The 19,203-nt window shown below is 73.3% G+C and carries 13 protein-coding genes; 7 read left to right on the top strand and 6 right to left on the bottom strand.

The features are described from left to right. Nucleotides 1-20: 20 nt before the first annotated feature. The 6 genes from RWK90_RS08820 to RWK90_RS08795 are packed head-to-tail and all read right to left on the bottom strand — an operon-like array spanning nt 21 to nt 8,225. Complete coding sequence (locus RWK90_RS08820) at nt 21-2,324, bottom strand: phosphotransferase (RefSeq protein ID WP_314036861.1); 2,304 nt, start codon at nt 2,322-2,324, stop codon at nt 21-23. After that, nucleotides 2,321-3,268 (bottom strand): glycoside hydrolase family 16 protein, encoded by a 948-nt coding sequence (locus RWK90_RS08815; RefSeq protein ID WP_314036859.1) that lies wholly within the window; start codon nt 3,266-3,268, stop codon nt 2,321-2,323. The genes RWK90_RS08820 and RWK90_RS08815 overlap by 4 nt, the downstream gene beginning before the upstream one ends. After that, a complete protein-coding gene (locus tag RWK90_RS08810) occupies nt 3,261-4,304 on the bottom strand; it encodes a GNAT family N-acetyltransferase (protein ID WP_314036857.1) in 1,044 nt (347 codons plus the stop codon). Before RWK90_RS08810 ends, RWK90_RS08815 begins: the two co-directional genes overlap by 8 nt. Then, complete coding sequence (locus tag RWK90_RS08805; protein WP_314036855.1) at nt 4,301-5,098, bottom strand: polysaccharide deacetylase family protein; 798 nt, start codon at nt 5,096-5,098, stop codon at nt 4,301-4,303. The genes RWK90_RS08810 and RWK90_RS08805 overlap by 4 nt, the downstream gene beginning before the upstream one ends. Continuing rightward, nucleotides 5,095-7,284, bottom strand: a complete 2,190-nt coding sequence (locus RWK90_RS08800; protein WP_314036853.1) for a glycosyltransferase family 2 protein — start codon at nt 7,282-7,284, stop codon at nt 5,095-5,097. The genes RWK90_RS08805 and RWK90_RS08800 overlap by 4 nt, the downstream gene beginning before the upstream one ends. Further along, nucleotides 7,281-8,225, bottom strand: coding sequence for a glycosyltransferase family 2 protein (locus RWK90_RS08795; RefSeq protein WP_314036851.1), 945 nt, complete (start codon nt 8,223-8,225; stop codon nt 7,281-7,283). Before RWK90_RS08795 ends, RWK90_RS08800 begins: the two co-directional genes overlap by 4 nt. Before the next feature lie 312 nt (nt 8,226-8,537). On the opposite strand from RWK90_RS08795, the gene RWK90_RS08790 reads away from it, so the two are divergent. From RWK90_RS08790 to pknB, 7 genes are all read left to right on the top strand, one after another. Continuing rightward, on the top strand, nt 8,538-9,410 hold the full coding sequence (locus tag RWK90_RS08790) for an FhaA domain-containing protein (protein ID WP_314036849.1): 873 nt from the start codon (nt 8,538-8,540) through the stop codon (nt 9,408-9,410). Nucleotides 9,411-9,495: 85 nt separating this feature from the next. Continuing rightward, nucleotides 9,496-9,954 (top strand): FHA domain-containing protein, encoded by a 459-nt coding sequence (locus tag RWK90_RS08785; RefSeq protein ID WP_314036847.1) that lies wholly within the window; start codon nt 9,496-9,498, stop codon nt 9,952-9,954. Continuing rightward, complete coding sequence (locus RWK90_RS08780) at nt 9,951-11,474, top strand: PP2C family serine/threonine-protein phosphatase (protein ID WP_314036845.1); 1,524 nt, start codon at nt 9,951-9,953, stop codon at nt 11,472-11,474. The genes RWK90_RS08785 and RWK90_RS08780 overlap by 4 nt, the downstream gene beginning before the upstream one ends. Continuing rightward, the gene (locus tag RWK90_RS08775; protein WP_396230304.1) at nt 11,471-12,940 is read left to right on the top strand and encodes an FtsW/RodA/SpoVE family cell cycle protein; all 1,470 of its coding nucleotides are present in this window, start codon (nt 11,471-11,473) and stop codon (nt 12,938-12,940) included. The genes RWK90_RS08780 and RWK90_RS08775 overlap by 4 nt, the downstream gene beginning before the upstream one ends. A gap of 7 nt (nt 12,941-12,947) precedes the next feature. Continuing rightward, entirely contained in the window at nt 12,948-14,420 is a 1,473-nt protein-coding gene (locus RWK90_RS08770; protein ID WP_314036843.1) for a penicillin-binding transpeptidase domain-containing protein, read from the top strand. Next, nucleotides 14,417-16,048 carry a serine/threonine-protein kinase gene (locus RWK90_RS08765; protein ID WP_314036841.1) on the top strand — a complete coding sequence of 544 codons (1,632 nt, stop codon included), beginning with the start codon at nt 14,417-14,419 and terminating at the stop codon, nt 16,046-16,048. Before RWK90_RS08770 ends, RWK90_RS08765 begins: the two co-directional genes overlap by 4 nt. Beyond that, nucleotides 16,045-18,087: a Stk1 family PASTA domain-containing Ser/Thr kinase gene (pknB, locus tag RWK90_RS08760; protein ID WP_314036839.1), complete on the top strand. Its 2,043-nt coding sequence runs from the start codon at nt 16,045-16,047 to the stop codon at nt 18,085-18,087. The genes RWK90_RS08765 and pknB overlap by 4 nt, the downstream gene beginning before the upstream one ends. The last annotated feature ends 1,116 nt before the right edge of the window (nt 18,088-19,203 follow it).

Here is a 19,203-nt window from a genome sequence, read left to right as displayed (position 1 = left end):
GAGCGGCGGTCCGCCGCCGCTCATCGAGTGTGACCACCGGGACCACCGCCCGCGAGCATCGACGGATCCGACTCGAACCGCTTGAGCACCGGCTGGACGTTGCGCAGGTGCCAGATCCGCCCGGGCCCGTTCCGCGTCGACCTCGACAGCATGTTGGCCACGTGCCACAACCACACGAGGAGCGCGATGCGTTCGATCCCCACGTGCGCATTCGCCAGGCTCACGCCGGCGGCGTCGAGGGACCGCTCCACCGCGGAGGGGTCCTCGAGCAGGCTGCAGACCGCCGCCCCGAGATCGTCGGTCCTCGTGGACAGATACCAGTGCACCAGGTCGACATCGGGCATACCCGGTTCGAGACCGTTCTCCCAGTCGACGATCCCGGTGACCAGCGGGCCGTGCGCCGAGTCGGACACCAGCACGTTGCCGGGCCAGTAGTCCCCGTGGATCCAGCTCACGGTGACCTCCGCGTAGAGCAGGCCGGCACCCAGGTAGTCCGCGAGGTGGCGCGTCGCACGCGCGTTGCGGGCCCCCTGCTCCGACTCCCGGAGCACCCGGAGGGCGGGATCGAGCCAGCTCGCCAGCACCCGGGGGGTCACGGTCCGCGTCCGGGCGGTCGCCGAGTGGAGGCGACCGATGGCGGCCAGGGCCGCGGGGGTGGAGTCGTCCCCGCGGGTGCGACCCGGGAGCAGGGTCTCGCGCACCACAGCCCGGCCGTCGGCGGTGGTCTGATCGAGGCTCCGTGGGAGCAGTGCGGCGAAGGAGTCGTCGCCGATCCCCCGCAGCGCCTCGACGACCTGCACGTGGCGTGCGAGATTCCGGTCCGCCGCGTCCGACGTCGAGATCTTGAGGACACAGTCGCCCTCGGGTGCGGTGACCGCGGCGACGAGGGTGTCGGAATCGCTCTTCATCACCCGGGTCCCCGCCGTGACGGGCAGCCCGCACGCCTCGAGCGCCGGGCGCAGGCGACCACCGGAGTCGCGCCTGGTGGCACCGTGCCGGGCCGCCAGGGAGAGCCGGGCGACCAGGGACCAGAGCGTCCCGGTGGCCGAGCCGCCCACGCCGAGGCCCGCCCGACCGGTCACGACCAGCCCGACGGCGGCCAGGACGTGCGCCACGAGGATGGTCGCCCCGACGCCGGTGACACCCCACCACTGCAGCGCCGCCCAGCTCCCGCCCCAGATGGTGACCGCGAGGAAGCCGTACGTCACCACCACCGTCGACATCTGCCGGCGGACGCGTGCGGTGCTGATGCTGATCCCGATGATGGTCTGCGGCAGCGCGGACAGGATGATCAGCTGGAGCGCCCCGCCGGCGTGGGTGGCGTAGTCCTCCCCGAAGAAGATCCGGAGCGCCAGCGGACCGGCGACCACTCCCGCCGCCGCCAGGGGCAGCACCAGCCGGAGGCTGTGCACGAGGGCCGCACGGGTGTGGGTCGCCGCGCGCCCCGGGTCGTGGACGGACTCGGCGATGAGCGCGCTGCCGATGTTGCTCGTGATCAGGTACAGCGTGTAGCCGATCATGTTGGCCATGTAGAAGTAGGCGCTCGCCTCGGGACCCTGCACCTCCAGCACGATCAGCGTGAGCACCGGGGCGGTGCACGCGGAGATCAGCCAGGCGGTCTGGTCGGCCGCGGCGAACCGGACCAGCTGGGACACGGAGATCCTGCCGGTCCCACCGGACCCCAGCCGGGACGGGTGCGACAGCCGCAGCAGCAGGATGCTGACCGCCGCGACGGCGAGGACCGCCGGGAGCACGGTCGCCGCGAGCACCGCCCACGTCGCCGTGAACGCCAGGGCCGGCAGGACGGCGATCTTGGCGAGCGCGTACGCGAGGTTCTCCACGGGGACCCAGACGCTCTTGCGCAGTCCCACCAGCACGTCGTCCTGCAGGACGAACAGCACCCAGACCACCGTCGCGGCCGTGAACGCGCCGATGGTGAAGACGTTGTCCCGGAGGAAGCCGAGCTGTGCGGACCAGAGGGGCTGACCGAGGAGGAAGACACCGGACAGGAGGACGGCCGCGGCGGTGCACGCGGCGTAGCTCCCCGCGATCAGGCGCCGGGCCGACGCCCCGGCGGAGGGGAGGAACCGGACCACGCCGTTGCGGAGCCCGAGGGTGGCGAGGTTGGCGAGCAGGGTGAGGACCGAGACGAGCGCCGTGCCGAGTCCGACGGAGTCCGCCGGCAGCCACCGCGCGGCGAGCGCCCAGAACACGAGCCCGGCCGCCGAGGTGAGGACGGTGCTCAGGATGAGCGCGTTGGCGTTCGTGTGCAGCGGGTTCGCCGTCCTGAACCGCTGCCGGGTGGGCACGGCGATCCCGGTCACTGGGTGCCTCCCGACCAGATGCGGACGTGATCGATGGAGAACGTCGCGGGGAAGGCCGACGGATCCGGGGTGCCGCCGAAGACGCCGCCCACGGCGAGGTTCATCACGAGATACATGGGCTCGTCGGGCACCTGCGCCCCGGTGACCTGCCACACCTTCTCACCGTCGAGGTAGAAGTCCATGAGCCCCGGCGACCATTCGAGGCGGACGACGTGGGGATCCGCCAACGTCTGACCCTCGGGGAGATACACCCGGGTGTGCGAGACGTTGCGGTCCGGGTCGATCTTGGGGTGGAAGAACATGCTGACCTGGTCCGGCCGCTGGCCGACGGCCTCGAACATGTCGATCTCCGGCTTCGAGTTCTCGCTGGCGGGCAGCATCCAGATCGCGGGCCACAGCCCGGCGCCGAGGGGCGCCCGGAACTCGACCTCGACGGCGCCGTAGGTGAACGCCAGCTTGGCCAGCCCGTCGTGGACCGGGGGACCCGTGGTGACCATCCCCGACGTGTACGGGAAGGTCGTCCCGTCGGCGCCCACGACGTCGCGGCGTTCGGCGGTGAGCTCCAGTGCCCCGTCCCGCACCGCCACCTGGCTCGGCAGGTACCACTCGAGCTCGTCGTTGGAGGCGATCGTGCAGCCTCCGTCGTCCCACCAGTGGCACGTGTTCCAGACGCTCGTGTCGAGCGCGTACCCGCTGAAGTCCTCGTCGAGGATGAGCGGGGCCTCGGCGATCTCCGCGGCGAGGAGGTGTCTCACGCCGGTCTCCGGTGTCGAGGTCACGGTCGTCGCGGCCGCCGGCGTGAGTGTGGTGGTCTCCGCCCCGGCCCGCTCCATCCCGAACCGGACGTCGACCGTGCACGAGGCGATGGTCACGGACAGCGCCGCGACGACGGCCCCCGTCGCCACGAGGGTCCGACGGGGCCGGCTGATGTCTGAGTCAGTCATCTCTGAATCCGATCGCTCGTTTGACGCCGGTCCGCAGAGCGGAATCGACTCGTGTCCACGGGAGCCTCTCGATGCGGAGCTCGACGTAGTCGTACGGGCGCGCGCCCCACTTCTCCTTGGCGAACGCCAACTGCCGGGACCGCCCCGACTCACCGAGGTGCAGGGTCCGACACCCCGCGCCCGCGGCGACCTCGATCTCGGTCCAGTTGGCGAGGACGGCGGCCTGGGTGTCGCCGATCCGCGACTTGTCCATCGCCGCGCGGATCGAGTGGGCGGTACGCCCCGTCACCACGATCGCGCCCGCCGCCGGCTGGTCGTCGACGTAGGCCAGGAGGACGTGGAACCGCTGCCCCAGGGCCTGCCCGAGGGTCCGGAGCTTGCCCAGCGGATCGCGGGCCTGGGCCCGGGCCCGGGCGAGGGCCCGCGGTTCGCGCTGGAACTCGGCCCACCGGTCGACGGAGGTCAGGTACAGCTCGTAGTACTCCTCGAGCAGTCGCCCGCCGCGGGCCACCTCGATCCGCACCCCGGCCTTCCTCGCCTGGCGCACGTTCCTCCGCGCCGACTTGGACGTTGCCGCCCACACAGCGTCGACACCCTCGGAGAGGTCGAGGACGTGTGCGCGTCGGGCGATGGTGTCCACCCCGGCCCGGTGCGCGGCGGCGGCCCACAGGGGACCCTCCAGCGGGTCGGGACGCAGCCCCACCCGCTGGAAACCCAACCCGCCGAGGTCCTGCACGACCGCGACCGCCTCGTCCGTCGTCAGCCCCGTGTGCACGGGCCCACCGATGCCCCAGGCCGGCGGGTAGGAGTTGGCCCACCCGCCGATCCCCGTCAGTCCCCGGCGGGCGACCAGCGGTAGGACGGCCTCGGCGCCGCTGTCGAAACGGTAGTGGCGGCTCACGTCGCCGAACCGTCCCGAGGCGCAGATCGCGTCCGTCCACTCGGGCACGTGCTCGGGCAGGGCCCGGTCGGACCGTGCGACGAGCTCGTTCCACCTGTCCCTGGGCGCGGGGGAGCTCACCTCGAGGATGCTCATCGGTCGCTCCTCGACGGGGTCTGACGCAGACGCCGGACCTGCCGGCCCAGCCTCGTCCGCACCAGCTGCCGGCGGGGCGCGGGGCGGGCGCCCCTGCCCTGCAGGAGCCGGCCCAGGTCCTCGTTGGTGGTCGCGTCGGTGATCGTCAGCCGCGCGATGGCGAACACGTCGTCGCGGTCGTGGCTGAACATGTCCCGGACCGCCGCGGCGGAGGTGTACCCCGCCTCCACGACGAGGTCCTTGACCGCGCGGGTGTGGTGCCCGTGCGGGTAGGCGAAGGTGGTCACCGGCCGTCCGAGGATCTGCTCGAGGGCGTCCTTGCTGTCCGCGATCTCCCGCTGCGCGCGGGCGCGGGGCAGGAGGTCGAGCTGTGGGTGGGTCATGCTGTGGGCCCCGATCTCCACACCGCCGTCCGCCAACGCCGACAGCTGTCCCGCGCTGAGCATGGGACTCTCGGCCGCCGGGCCGTCCAGCCACCGGCTGCGGTCGCCGAGATACCCGGCGACCGCGTACAGCGTGGAGGGCATCCCCCGCGATCTCAGTTCGGGCCAGGCGTGCTCGGCGAAGTCCGCCAGTCCGTCGTCGAAGGTCACGGCCACCGCGCCCTCAGGCAGGGGCGTGCCGGACCGGAGGTGCTCGGCGATCTCCCCGAGCGGTAGGACCGTGCGGTCGTCGTCGATCAGGTGGTCCAGGTGTGCGGCGAACTGATCGGGCCGGACGGTGAACCTCTCGAGGCCACGGGCGGGCGTGCCGGTGACGGAGTGGTACAGCAGGATCGGGATGAGGTGTTTCATGCGGCGATCCGTTCCCGGACGTCGCCGCGGGTGCGGTAGCGACTGATCAGGTACCGGACCGGGCCGGTGGCGAGCCCGCTGCGCTGGGCGCGGGACAGGTCCCGCGGATAGGCGGGCAGTCCCCGGGCCGGCGGCGGGTGGAGGATGGTCGAGAGCCGGGCCACGGCGGCCCGGTGGTTGCGCACCATCGTCACCACCGCGCGGGGCTCGTCGAGGACGCACCGCATGAGATGGGCGCCCAGGCCGGCCCCGTACCCGTACACCTGGCGGCGCAGCGCCGCGTAGTCCCGGTGGTGCGGGTGCAGCACGATTGCGGAGGGCACGTAGGTCAGGCGCCCGCCGTGACGGATGACGTCGTAGAACGCCGCGAGGTCGTCGCCGCCCTTGGTCACCGTGCCCGTCCCCAGCGCGCCGTCGAACCCTCCGATGGACCGCAGGTGGGCGGTGCGGAAGGCCATGTTGGCTCCGGAACCGAACGTGCCCGCCGCGTAGGGGTACATGGGGTTGTCCGCCCGGTGCTCGGCGTTGTCGAACACCAGTGGGCGGAGCCCCTTGCTGTAGACCCCCTGCGCCTCGACCCACTGCTGGGCGAGGGTGTCGAGTTCCCGGGGTGCGATCATCCCGGTCGCGCACACGGTCTCGGGGTCGGTGTCGAAGACGTCGGTGATGTTCTCGAGCCAGCGCTCGTGGACCCACACGTCGTCGTCGGTGAAGACCACCAGCTCCGTGCCGACGCACCGCAGGGCGGCGTTGTGGGCGTGGGCCAGTCCCGGACGGTCCTCCCGCACGTACTCGACGGTGACGCCCTCCATGCGGTAGCCCGCGACCAGCTTCTCGGTGAGGTCGTCCGGGCGCGCGTTGTCCACCACGATCACCGTCCGGGGCAGGACCGTCCCCGCCGCGATCGAGTCGAGGCATTCGGCGAGGCGGGCGGGTCTGGCCCGGGTGGCCACCACCACCGTCGTGTCGTCGCGCCCGCGCGCCGACGCCGACGCCGACGCCGGCGGGCTGTCGAGCCCGGGCCCCAGGGCGGGGGCACCGATGCGCGCGAGGACGTCCGCGGTGGTCGTCTCGGTGCCGTCCAGCGCGATGTCGTGTTCCTCGACCGGGGTGCCGTCCTCGAGGATCAGACACCAGGCCCGGGCGTACGGGCCCTGCGCCGGCGCGTCCGGGAGCGGCCGTGGCGGGTCGGCGAGGTCGACGACCAGCGGCAGGACCGGCGGGACCGCGTCCGCGGTCGGCGCCGGCCCGGCCGCGGGCGTCCGCGACACCGGGACGCCGGCGGTGAGGTAACCCACCGCCGTGGCGCCCAGCCCGAGGGCGATGGTCGCCGCCCGGGCCAGGCCGGCCGGTTCGCCCCGCCACGCCTGCACGAGGTTCCGCACGATCCCCGCGGGCAGGGTGCGGCGGACGTAGGCGACCTCCGTGGACAGTCCCGTCCCCACGCCGGTGCGGCGGGTGACGAGCCGCTTGGACACGCCCTCGGCGAGGCACCTCGACCGGAAATAGGACAGGGTGCCCCTCGTCGCGGGGACGAGATGACGCACCCGCGCGCCGGGATCGTGGAGGAAGACCCCGTGCGGGAACCTCTCGGAGGCCCGGATGCACAGTTCCGTCTCCTCGCACCCGGCCGCGCCGGTGCCCGTCCGGCCCAGGGCCGTGTCGAACCCGCCGGCGGCCTCCACCACGTGGCGCCGCAGGGCCATGGTGCACCCCATCAGGTTCCGCACCTCGCCGACGGACTCCGGGAGCCCGCGGTAGCTGCAGCCGACCACCCAGTCGAACTCGTCCGGCCACCACCGCGGCCGACCGGCCGCCCACCGCGGTTCCGCGTACCCGCTGACCCCGAGGACCTCGGGACGCGAGAAGTGGCCGGTCAGGGACTCGAGCCACCCGGGGTCGGCCACCGCGTCGTCGTCGAGGTACACGACGATCCCGCCGGTGGCCGCGGCCGTCCCGGTGTTCCGGGCCCCGGAGAGGCCGGGCGGACCAATGTTCTCGAGGACGGCGAGCTCCGGGAAGCGGCGCGCGACACGGCCGCGGAGCTCCGGGTTGTGATCGATCACCACGAGGATCTCGGCCGGCGGCCGGGTCTGTCCGAGGACGGACTCGACCGCCGAGACGAGCTGTGGGAAACGATCCGAGGAGTTCGCGCACACGATGACCGTGGCGCGCTCCCCGGTCATTGCCCGGTTCCCCGGAGGGCGCTGCCCTCGGTGACGACGGCCGCGACGGCCACCCCGGCGACCGGGGACGCCGACGCACTGGTCAGCGTGGTCGCCGGGATCACGGTGGGGCTGCGGTGCTCGCGCAGGGCGATCACCGGGTGCGGCATCGGGGTGCCGCTGTGCAGGTCGGGCCGGTGCAGGCCCAGGCTCGCCCGGTACCGGCGGACACGCCGGCGCTCCCGGACGATCGTGCTCAGCACCCGGCACCCGTCCTTGATGGCGCTGAGATTGCTCTCCCCGTTGAGGCGCTGCTCCTCGTACGAGGCGACCTCGACGACCCGCAGGCCCGCGGCGAGCGCGCGCACGTTGAGGAACGTCTCGATCTCGAACCCGCCGACCTCCTCGTCGAAGAACGGCAGCACGTCGCGCCAGAACGCCATGTAGCCGTAGCAGAGGTCGGAGAACCGGCCGCCGAACGTCCACCGCACCGTCCGCGTGAGCACGGCGTTGCCGAGCATCCGCACACCGGTGAGGTCTCCGCTGCCCCCTCCCTGGAGGAACCTCGATCCCTTGACGACGTCCGCGCCCGCCTGGAGGGCGGAGACGAACGTCTCGATCTCGGCCGGCGCCATCGAGCCGTCGGCGTCCATCATCACGATGATGTCGCCGGTGCACGCCGCGAATCCGGCCTGGAGCGCGTAGCCCTTGCCGGCGCGCTCCTCGAGCACGATCACGGCGTCGGGGCGCAGTTCGAGCGCCTTCTCCACCGTCCCGTCGGTCGACCTGCCGTCCACGATCACCAGCTCGTCGACGATCCCCCCGATCGTCGGCAGCAGGCAGGTCAGGTTCTCGGCCTCGTTGAGCGTCGGGATGACCAGGCTGACGCGCGGTGACCGCGAGCCGTTCTCCTGGACCGCCTGAACCGTCCCCCGAGATTTTCCGTTGACGTCCTTGTTCACGTCGAATTCCCCCTTGTGACTGTGGGCCTCGCGGCCCGGACCCCCCTTAGGTCTCGATGAACATATCTTAAAGTTCCTCTCATCTGTGACCTTTTTTTCATCTCAAGTTCACAACGTTCCACCCGTCGATTTGCACAGGGTGACCAACTGGACACCCGGCAGGTGGGCTGACCAGCGGCGGGGAGGGGGTCCGCTCCGTGCGTGCTTTTGGTGGGGAATCGCCTCTATGATCGACCGGATGCCGCCCCGAGGCGGCGTGACCGCACCCGCCCGCGCACCGGGCGGACCGCCCGGGACGAGAGGAGAGTGAGCGTGGGCATCGTCGGCAGATTCGAACGCACCCTCCAGGGCGCCGTGGGCGACGCGTTCGCCCGCCTCTTCGGGGGCCGCGTCGTCGCGGCCGAGGTCGAGGCGCAACTGCGCAAGCAGGCGGAGGCCTCGCTCAAGGTGGTCGACGGCCATCTGCTGGTCTCCAACAGCTACACCATCACCCTCGCCCGGTCCGACTACGAGTCGTTCACGGAGGACGAGGCCCTGGCGGTCAAGACCTTCTCCCGCCACCTGTCGGATCACATCGGCGAGCAGGGGTGGGAGACCTACGGTCCGGTCACCGTGACCTTCGTGGAGCGCGACGACCTCCACACCGGACAGATGCGCATCGACGGGGTCGTGGACCCGGATGCCGTCCCGTTCCACATCTCGGCCGCCGCGCCGGCACCGCGCCCGGGCCATCCCGCGCCGTCGTCGCCGTCGCGCGAGCGGCCGGGCGCGAGCAAGGAGAACAACGACATGCAGGCACCCGCCACCAACTACCCCGTCGCACCCGAGACCGGCCCCCGCAGCTCCGGCTGGGGCGGCCCGTCCGACGCCCCCACCCAGATCACGCAGGGCCGCTCGTCGCTGGCGGTCACGCTGCACCTCGAGGACGGCTCGGGCCGCACCTTCCGGCTCCAGCGGGGCTCCAACCTGCTCGGACGGGGCCAGGACGCGGCGTTCCGGTTGCCCGACACGGGTGTGTCCCGGCAGCATGCGGACATCCACTTCGACGGACGCGAGGCGGTTCTCACCGACCTCGGTTCGACCAACGGCACCACGGTCAACGGCGGCCCGGTCCAGGACTGGCAGCTGGCCGACGGGGACGTGATCCGCGTCGGACACTCGGAGATCACCGTCCGGTTCGACTAGCCTCGTCACGGATGACCCCCGGAACCACCGGGGGCGGTGACACGTTGGTAGAGGTGACCCGACCGGCGAGGGGAGGACGACACCAGTGCAGGGACTCGTTCTGCAGTTGTCGCGCGGCCTGTTGCTGGTGCTGCTGTGGCTGTTCATCTACCTCACGCTGCGGGCCCTGAAGACCGACGTCTTCGGCAACGTCGGCATGCGCGCGGGCGGACGCACCGAGCGCCGGGGTGGGGTGTTCGGCCGCGGGGCCAGGGCCATCCGCCACCTCGTCGTGACGCAGGGCGCGCTCGCGGGCACCCGCATCACGCTGTCCGAGCAACCGGTCCTGTTGGGCCGGGCGGACTCGTGCACGCTCGTGATCGACGACGACTACGCGTCCAACCAGCACGCCCGGTTGTCACCGCACGGCTCCGACTGGTTCCTCGAGGATCTGGGCTCGACCAACGGCACCTATCTGGACCGGACGCGGGTGACGACACCGGTCAAGGTGGCCGCCGGCACGCCGATCCGGATCGGCAAGACCGTGATCGAGCTGCGCGCGTGACCCCGGCGCTCGTCTACACCGCACGGTCCCACCTGGGGATGGTGCGGGAGAACAACGAGGACTCGGCCTACGCCGGTCCGCGCCTCCTGGCGCTCGCGGACGGGATGGGCGGCCACGCGGCGGGCGAGATCGCCAGCCAGTTCGTCGTGGCGGCGCTGGCGCGGCTCGACGAGGACGAGCCGGGGCAGGACCTCACCGCCGCGCTGAGCCGGGCGCTCACCGTGGGCAACCGGGCGATCGCGTCCCACGTGGAGGCGCACCCGGAGACCGAGGGCATGGGGTGCACGGCCACCGCGCTGCTGTTCGACGGCCGCCGCATGGGCCTGATCCACGTCGGTGACTCGCGCGCCTACCTCCTGCGGGACGGGACGCTGAGTCAGATCACCAAGGACGACACGTTCGTGCAGTCCCTCGTCGACCGCGGGGAGCTCTCCGCGGACGAGGCCCACACGCACCCGCGGCGCTCGCTCATCCTCAAGGCGCTCACCGGGGAGCCGGTCGAGCCGACCGCCGTCATCCGCGAGGCGCGGGTCGGCGACCGGTACCTGTTGTGCTCGGACGGCCTGTCGGACCCGGTGAGCACCGAGACCATCGCCGAGACCCTCGCCACGGGCACGGTCGAGGAGGCGGCGGACCGGTTGGTGCAGCTGGCGTTGCGCTCGGGCGGTCCGGACAACATCACCGTCGTGCTGGCGGACGTCGTGGACTCACCCCGTGCCGCGCCGGTGGTCCCCGTGGTGGTCGGTGCGGCGTCCGGCGAGGAGCCGGGCCAGATCGACCCGGCCGCCGACCCGTACTCCGACACCGCGGCCGGTAAGGCCGCCGCGTTCTCCCGGGCCCAGGTGGCCTTGCGGGCCGGGGACGCCGGCGGGGCCGGTGCGGTCCGCGCGGGGGGCGCGCCGGGCGAGAGGGGCGACGACGACGAGGTCGACCCCGCGCCGCCGCGGGGCAGCAGATGGCGTTTCGCGTTGAGCGTCGTCGGGGTCCTCGCGGTGCTGGCGGGGATCGTCGGCGTGTCCGCGCTGCTCGTCCGCAGCAATTACTTCGTCACCGAGGAGGACAACCAGGTCGTGGTGAAGAGGGGCATCTCCGGGGAGGTCTTCGGCATTTCGTTGGCCTCGGTCAGCCAGGTCGCCTGTCTGGCCCCGGACGGTGACCTGACGATGCACTCCCCCGACGCGATCCCCACCGGGTGCGACGTGTTCACCCTGGGCGACCTGCGTGAACCCGCCCGGGAGACCGTGCGGGCCGGGATGCCGTCGGGAAGCCTGTCCGAGGCCAACGCCCAGGTCTCGCGCCTGGCGCAGGACAATCTCCTGCCGGAATGCGAGCCCACGCCGGAGCGCGCCGGCCGCGGCGGGGCCACCTCGTCGTCGTCGCCGTCCTCGCCCGCCGCGCCCACCTCCCCCGCCGAGACGGACCCGCGCGGCGCCGAGCGTCCCGCGGAGGCGGATCCCGGCGCCGAGCGCCCCGCGCCACCCGCGCCGGTGCCCGGCGAGACCTGTCGGGCGGTGAGCTGACCGTGTCCTCGGCGACCTCGACCCCACCCGCCTCCGACCCCCGCGGGCAGGCGGTCCCCGACCGCCCCCGCCGCGGCAAGGAGATCGTCCTGCTCGTCGCGGCGGCGGTGATCGTCGGGTTCGCGCTCCTGCTCGTCCAGCTCGCCCAGGAACAGGAACTGTCCCTCGCGCTGCTCTGGATCACCCTGGCGTTCCTCGGCCTGTCCGGCGGCGCCCACCTGCTCATCCGGTGGCTCGCCCCCTACGCCGACCCCGTGCTGCTGCCCGGCGTCGCGCTGCTCAACGGCCTGGGACTGGTCCTCATCTACCGGCTCGACCTGGCGTACGCCGCCAACGCCGCGGCCGCCGGCAACGACCCACCCGGCATGGACGTCACCCGGCAACTGCTGTGGACGTTCATCGGGGTGGGCGTCATGGGCGCGGTCCTGTTCTTCCTGCGCGACCACCGCGTCATGGCCCGCTACGGGTACACCATGGGCTTCGCCGGACTCGTGCTGCTGGCGATCCCCGCCGTGCTGCCCTCGCGGTTCTCCGAGATCAACGGCGCCAAGAACTGGATCATCCTGCCCGGGTTCACCATCCAGCCCGGCGAGTTCGCCAAGATCCTGCTCATCATCTTCTTCGCGTCGATCCTCGTGGAGAAGCGGGAGCTGTTCACCACCGCCGGCAAGCGCGTCCTGGGGGTGGACCTGCCGCGCGCCCGCGACCTCGGGCCCATCATCGTGGCGTGGTTCCTCTCGCTGGGCGTGCTCGTGTTCAACACCGACCTCGGCATGTGCCTGCTGCTGTTCGCCACGGTGCTGACCATGCTGTATGTGGCCACCGAACGGGTGAGCTGGCTGCTCATCGGCGTGGTGCTGGTGGCGATCGGCGGCGTGCTCGCCTACGCGCTGTTCGGTCACGTGCGCGTGCGGTTCCAGATCTGGCAGGACCCGTTCGCGTTCTTCGACACCGGCGGCTACCAGAGCTCGCAGGCCCTGTTCGGGCTCGCGTCCGGGGGGATGGGCGGCACCGGCCTCGGCAACGGCCGCCCCGACCAGGTGCCGTTCGCCAACACCGACTTCATCACCTCGACCATCGGCGAGGAACTGGGCCTCATCGGCCTGGCCGCCGTGCTCATGGTCTACGCGATCCTCGTGCTGCGCGGCATCCGCGTGGGGCTGACCATCCGCGACAGTTTCGGAAAGCTCGTCGCCGTGGGCCTGGCGTTCACCGTCGCCATCCAGATGTTCGTCGTGGTGGGCGGCGTGTCCACGCTCATCCCGCTCACCGGGCTCACGCTGCCGTTCATGGCCTACGGCGGCTCCAGCCTGCTCGCCAACTACGCCCTCATGGCGATCCTGGTGCGGCTGTCGCACGACGCGCGCCGGCCCATGCCCACGCCCCGACAGGCGCCCGCCCTCGCCGACGCCGCCACCGGCATGATGCGCACGCCGCGGCTGCTGCCGGGCCGGAGGAACGGGTGAGCGCCGCGTGAACACCGCCATCCGCAGGGTCGCGGTCGCCGCCATGGTCATGGTGGTGGCCCTGCTCCTCCAGCTCACCTGGGTGCAGGTCTTCCGCGCCGACGAACTGCGCGCCGACCCGCGCAACACCCGCATGCTCCTCGACGAGTACTCCCGCCAACGCGGACAGATCACCGCCGGCGGGCGCGTCCTGGCCATGTCGCTGCCGTCCGACGGGCGCTTCGAGTTCGAGCGCACCTATCCCACCGACCCCGAGGTGTTCGGCCCCACCGTCGGCTACTACTCGCTGCAGTACGCCACCGCCGGGATCGAACAGTCCCAGGACGCCTTCCTCAACGGCTCCGACCCGCGCCTGCTGTCCCAGCGCATCACCGGGCTGATCTCCGGCCGCACCCCGCAGGGCGGCTCCGTCGAGCTCACCCTCGACCCGGTGGGCCAACGCGTCGCCTTCGAGGCGCTCCGCCGCGGCGCCGGACAGGGCCCGTTCGTCGGCTCCGTCGCCGCCGTGCGGCCCTCGACCGGCGAGGTCCTGGCGCTGGCCTCCAGCCCGTCGTTCGACTCGGGCGCGCTGTCCAGCACCGACCCGGACGTCCGCGAGGCCGAGATGACCCGCATCGAGCAGAGCCCCGACCGGCCCCTGCTCAACCACGCCACCCAACAGGCCCTGCCGCCCGGGTCCACCATGAAGGTCATCACCACCGCGGCGGCCCTCGAGCAGGGCCTGGGGCCGGAGACCCCGGTCTCCGGCGCCGACCGCACCCTGCTGCCCGGCACCTCCACCTACCTGCAGAACTACGCCGGCCAGACCTGCGGCGGGGGCACGGTCACCCTCCGCGTCGCGCTCGAGCTGTCCTGCAACGTGCCGTTCGTCGAACTGAGCCAGCAGATCGGCCCCGAGGCGTTCACCGAGATGGCCGAGAAGTTCGGCGTGGACGGCACCGCCCCGGAGGACTTCGGCATCCCCGTCGCGCCGTCGGGGCTCGGCGAGATGGAGGACGCCGCCCAGCTCGCCATGAGCTCGATCGGGCAGAGCGACGTCCGCATGACCACCCTGCAGAGCGCCATGGTGGCCGCGACCGTGTCCAACGGCGGCGTCCGCATGGAGCCTCAGCTCATCAAGACGCTGACCGCGCCCGACCTCTCCACGGTCGAGGGCTTCACCCCCCGCGAGGCGGCGCGCGCCCTCACAGACGACCAGGCCGCCACCCTCACCGAGATGATGATCGGCGCCGAGCGGGGCGCCGGCGGGGGCCTGCCCGGCGTGACCATCGCCTCCAAGACCGGCACCGCCGAGCATGGCGTCGACGCCTCCGAGTCCATCCCCTACACCTGGTACATCGCCTTCGTCCCCGGGCGGGACGTGGCGGTCGCCGTGGCGATCGAATCCGGGCCGGGCGTCACGCGCGACACCGTCGGCGCCACCTACGCCGCCCCCATCGGCCGCGAGGTCCTCGGTGCCCTCCTCGGGGGCGCACCGTGAGCCTGAACTCCGGGGCACTGCTGTCCCAGCGCTACCGACTGCTCCGGCTCATCGCCACGGGCGGGATGGGCCAGGTGTGGGAGGCCGCCGACTCCGTCCTCGACCGGCGGGTCGCGGTCAAGGTCCTCAAGGCCGAGTACTCCTCCGACCCCGAGTTCGTCGAGCGCTTCCGGTCCGAGGCCAAGGTCACCGCCCGGATCTCCCACCCGGGCATCGCCACCGTCTACGACTACGGCCAGATCTCCGACCCCGCCTCGGGCAGCCCCCTGTCCTACCTCGTCATGGAACTCGTGGTGGGCGAGCCGCTGTCGGACGTCCTCGCGCGCGAGGGCACGTTGCCGCTGCGCCACACGCTGGACATGCTCGAACAGACCGGCCGCGCCCTCAACGCCGCCCACGCCATCGGCCTGGTGCACCGGGACGTCAAGCCGGGCAACATCCTCATCACGCCCACCGGGCAGGTCAAGCTCACCGACTTCGGGATCGCCAAGTCCATGGGCGCCTCCGCGGTCACCCAGACGGGGATGGTCGTGGGCACCGCGCAGTACATCGCCCCCGAGCAGGCGATGGGCCACGACACCACCCCGGCCGGCGACGTCTACTCCCTCGCCGTGGTGGGGTACGAGTGCCTGTCCGGGCGGCGCCCGTTCGTCGCCGACTCCCCCGTGAGCGTGGCCATGATGCACGTGCGCGACACCCCGGCGCCCCTGCCCGACTCCGTGCCGGGACCGGTGCGGCGGGTGATCGCCGAGGCGATGGCCAAGGACCCCGCGCGCCGCTACCCCGACGGCGAGGCCTTCGCCGAGGCCGTGGCCGACCTGCGGGCCGGGCGGGACCCGCGTCCGCCGGGCGCGTTCCTCGCCGCGGCGGGCGGAGCCGTCGCCGGAGCCGCCGCGGGCGCGGCCGCCGCCACCGCGGCGACGACCGTGCTGCCCGACGGCGACGCCACCGAGGCCTATCGCGGCCCGGCCGGCCAGCCGGACCCCACCCGCGCCTACACGAGCGTGCACCCGGGCACGGGTACCCGGACGCGTCCGCAGGCGGGCCCCCGCACCCCGCAGCGGTCGATGCCGGCCGCCGCCACGGGCCGCACCCGGCCGGCCACCGCCACGCGCCGTCAGCCCGCCCCGCCGGTCACGTCGCGGCCACCCACCCGCCGCCGGGGCGGCGGGTGCGGGGCCTGGTTCCTCCTCGCGGTGGTGCTGATCGCCGGGCTCGCCGTGGCCGCGGCGATCGCCCTGTCCAACCTGGGCGTCTTCGGCCCCGGCGGCCTGTTCGGCGGCGACCCCGCCCCGCGTACGCCCACCACCACGCCGGTCACCACCGTCACCACCCAGGCCCCGGCGCCGTCGCCGACCCCGAGGCCGAGCCCCACGCCCACGCCGACGCCGCAGCCCGAGCCGTCACCGACCGAGGCGCCGGAGACCACGGACCTGCAGGACATGCTCGACTCGATCACCTCGGAGTTCAGCTCGTTCCTGCCGCCGCAGGACGGCGGCGACGGCCCGCCCGGCCGGGGCCAGCAGGGCGAGGGCGCCCAGGGCCGCGGCGAGGGCCCGCAGGCCCGCGGCCAGGGTGACGGCGACTCGGTGCCCGTGCCCTCCCGCGGCGGGGGTGAGGGCGCATGACCACCCCGTCCGTCCTCGCCGGCCGGTACGAGATCGGCGAGACCCTGGGCTTCGGCGGCATGTCCGAGGTGCACCGGGGCCGCGACACGGTCCTCGGCCGTGACGTCGCCGTGAAGATCATGCGCCCGGAGCTGGCCCGCGACGAGACCTTCTACCAGCGCTTCCGCCGCGAGGCGCAGAACTCCGCCTCGCTCAACCACCCGTCGATCGTCGCGATCTACGACCAGGGCGAGGAGCACACGGCCGACGGCGCGTTGCCGTACATCGTCATGGAGCTCGTCGAGGGCGACACGCTGCGAGACATCGTCAAGATGGACGGGCCGATGACCCTCGAACGGGCGCTCGGCGTGATGGCCGACGTGTGCGGGGCGCTGGACTTCTCGCACAAGAAGGGCATCATCCACCGCGACGTGAAGCCGGCGAACGTCATGATCTCCCGCGACGGCGCGGTGAAGGTCATGGACTTCGGCATCGCCCGGGCGGTGAGCGACTCCTCGTCCACGCTCACCACGACGTCGTCGGTCCTCGGTACCGCGCAGTACCTCAGCCCGGAGCAGGCGCGCGGCGAGACCGTCGACGCGCGGTCCGACCTGTACTCCGCGGGCTGCGTGCTGTACGAGATGGTCGCGGGCGTCCCGCCGTTCACGGGCGAGTCGCCGGTGGCGGTGGCGTACCAGCACGTCCGCGAGACGCCGCGCCCGCCGTCGGCGGTGAACCCCGAGGTGAGCCGGTACGTCGACGCCGTGGTCATGCAGGCCATGGCCAAGAACCCGGAGAACCGCTACACCTCCGCCGGAGAGATGCGCACGGATCTCATCACGGTGCTCACCGGTGGCCGTCCGGCGGCGCCGTTGGTGCTGTCCGACGACGAGCTCGACGACGACGTGAGGCCCGACGCGCCGCACGGGTTCACCGGCGCGGGGTTCGGAACCGGCCGCGCCCACCGTCCGCCGTCGGATGCACTCACCGAGGTCCACGACCCGGCGGCGGTGACCGGCGGCGCGGCCGGCGGGGTGGCGGGTGCGGCCGCGGGGTCGCGTCCCGCCTCGCACGCGGCGGCCGGCCGCGGCCCGGGTGGCGAGCGGCGTCGGCCGCGCGGGGTGGCGATCGCGGTGGCGGTCCTGCTCGTGCTGGGCGGCGTCACGGCCGTGTCCCTGTGGGCCACCTCCGGCGACGGGGGTGGCGGGTTCTCGCGGATGCAGGAGGTGACGATCCCGGAGGTCGCGCAGCGCCCGGTGGCCGAGGTCGTCGAGGAGCTCACCGCGCTCGGCCTGGAGCCGGTGCAGTCCCCCGCACCGCATCCGGAGATCCCCGCCGGGCATGTCGTCTCCTCGGACCCGATCGCCGGCAAGCGCCTCGCGGTGGGGTCGGAGATCAGCCTCGTGGTGTCGACGGGCAAGCCGATCCTGTCGGTGCCCAACGTCATGGGGATGTCCCCCGCCGACGCCCGGATCGCGCTGGAGGAGGCGGGGTTCCAGGTGGTGCCGGAGAACGAGGCGCGTCCGTCGACCCCCGAGGACCTGGACAAGGTCGTCGACACCGACCCCGCGCCCGGTGCGCAGGTGCCCTCCGACCGGCCGGTCCGCCTCACGGTGGGCTCCGGGCCCGAGCAGGTCGCGGTGCCCGGGGTGGTCGGCATGGCGGCGGATCCGGCCCGCGCGACGCTCGAGGCGGCGGGGTTCCGGGTGGACACGCTGCGCGTCGACGGCACCGCACCCGAGGGCCAGGTGGTGAACCAGTCGACGCCCGCCGGGCAGACCCAGCTCAAGGGCGCCACCATCACCCTGCAGGTCTCGGCCGGCAACCGGTTCGAGATGCCCAACATCGTGGGCGACACGGTCGAGCAGGCGCTGGCCAAGCTCGAGCAGGCGGGGTGGCGCGGCGACCGCGGGCAGTTGGTGGAGCTGCCGCAGAACGACCCGGACCTGTCGCGGGTCGGCAGGATCTACTCGCAGCAGCCGCCGGTCGGTGAGGCGGGCGTCAACGACCAGGTCGTGGTGCGGGTCATCCGCTTCGGCCTGGTGCCCGGTCCCGGCTGAGCGCCCCCGCTCCCGCCCCCGGCCGAGCGCACCCACCCCCGCCCCGGCCCCGGCCCCGGCCGAGCACTCCCTCCGCCCTCGGCCGAGCACTCCCCCGCTCAGCCGTCGCTTGTGCACGGTTCGCCGAACCGCGTCCTGGGGAAATGCTGACCGAAGTGACGGCTCGCGCGGTCCGGGCGCGATCCGGGCGCGGTTCGGGCGGGGTTAGGGCGCGGTCGCGCGAGGGCCGCGCCGCGGGTCCGGTCGAGCTCGGACTCGAGTCGCGTCACCCGCGCCTCGGACGGACGCCCCGCCCCGGCTGGCCGCTCCCCCGGTCCGCCGTCGCTGGTGCACGGTTCGCCGTACCGCGTCCTGCGGAATCGCTGACCGTAGTGACGGCTCGCGCGCTCCGGGCGCGATCCGGGCGCGGTACGGGCGGGGTTAGGGCGCGGTCGCGCGCGGGCCGCGCCGCGGGTCCGGTCGAGCTCGGACTCGAGTCGCGTCACCGGCGCCTCGGACGGACGCCCCGCCCCGGCTGGCCGCTCCCCCGGTCAGCCGTCGCTGGTGCACGGTTCGCCGAACCGCGTCCTGCGGAAACGCTGACCGTAGTGACGGCTCGCGCGGTCCGGGCGCGATCCGGGCGCGGTTCGGGCGGGGTTAGGGCGCGGTCGCGCGAGGGCCGCGCCGCGGGTCCGGTCGAGCTCGGACTCGAGTCGCGTCACCGGCGCCTCGGACGGACGCCCCGCCCCGGCTGGCCGCTCCCCCGGTCAGCCGTCGCGGGTGCACGGTTCGCCGAACCGCGTCCTGCGGAAACGCTGACCGTAGTGACGGCTCGCGCGATCCGGGCGCGATCCGGGCGCGATCCGGGCGCGATCCGGGCGCGCTCCGGGCGCGATCCGGGCGCGCTCCGGGCGCGATCCGGGCGCGCTCCGGGCGCGATCCGGGCGGGGTCCGGCGAGGGCGGCGCCGCGGGTCCGGTCGAGCTCGGGCTCGAGTCGCGTCACCGGCGCCTCGGTCGGACGCCCCGCCCCGGCAGGCCGCTCCCCCGGTCAGCCGTCGCTGGTGCACGGTTCGCCGCACCGCGGCCCGCGGAAACGCTGACCGTCGGGACGGCTCGCGCGCTCCGGGCGCGATCCG

Origin of the sequence: Dietzia sp. CH92, assembly GCF_032248695.1 — a bacterium.
Classification (GTDB): Bacteria; Actinomycetota; Actinomycetes; order Mycobacteriales; family Mycobacteriaceae; genus Dietzia.
This window is presented reverse-complemented; position numbering and strand designations above follow the sequence as displayed.

Bases quoted from the DNA above. Each gene is read 5' to 3' on its own strand.
- RWK90_RS08810 (WP_314036857.1), bottom strand. From the start codon at position 4,304: ATGAGCATCCTCGAGGTGAGCTCCCCCGCGCCCAGGGACAGGTGGAAC.
- RWK90_RS08805 (WP_314036855.1), bottom strand. From the start codon at position 5,098: ATGAAACACCTCATCCCGATCCTGCTGTACCACTCCGTCACCGGCACG.
- RWK90_RS08800 (WP_314036853.1), bottom strand. From the start codon at position 7,284: ATGACCGGGGAGCGCGCCACGGTCATCGTGTGCGCGAACTCCTCGGAT.
- RWK90_RS08815 (WP_314036859.1), bottom strand. From the start codon at position 3,268: ATGACTGACTCAGACATCAGCCGGCCCCGTCGGACCCTCGTGGCGACG.
- pknB (WP_314036839.1), top strand. From the start codon at position 16,045: ATGACCACCCCGTCCGTCCTCGCCGGCCGGTACGAGATCGGCGAGACC.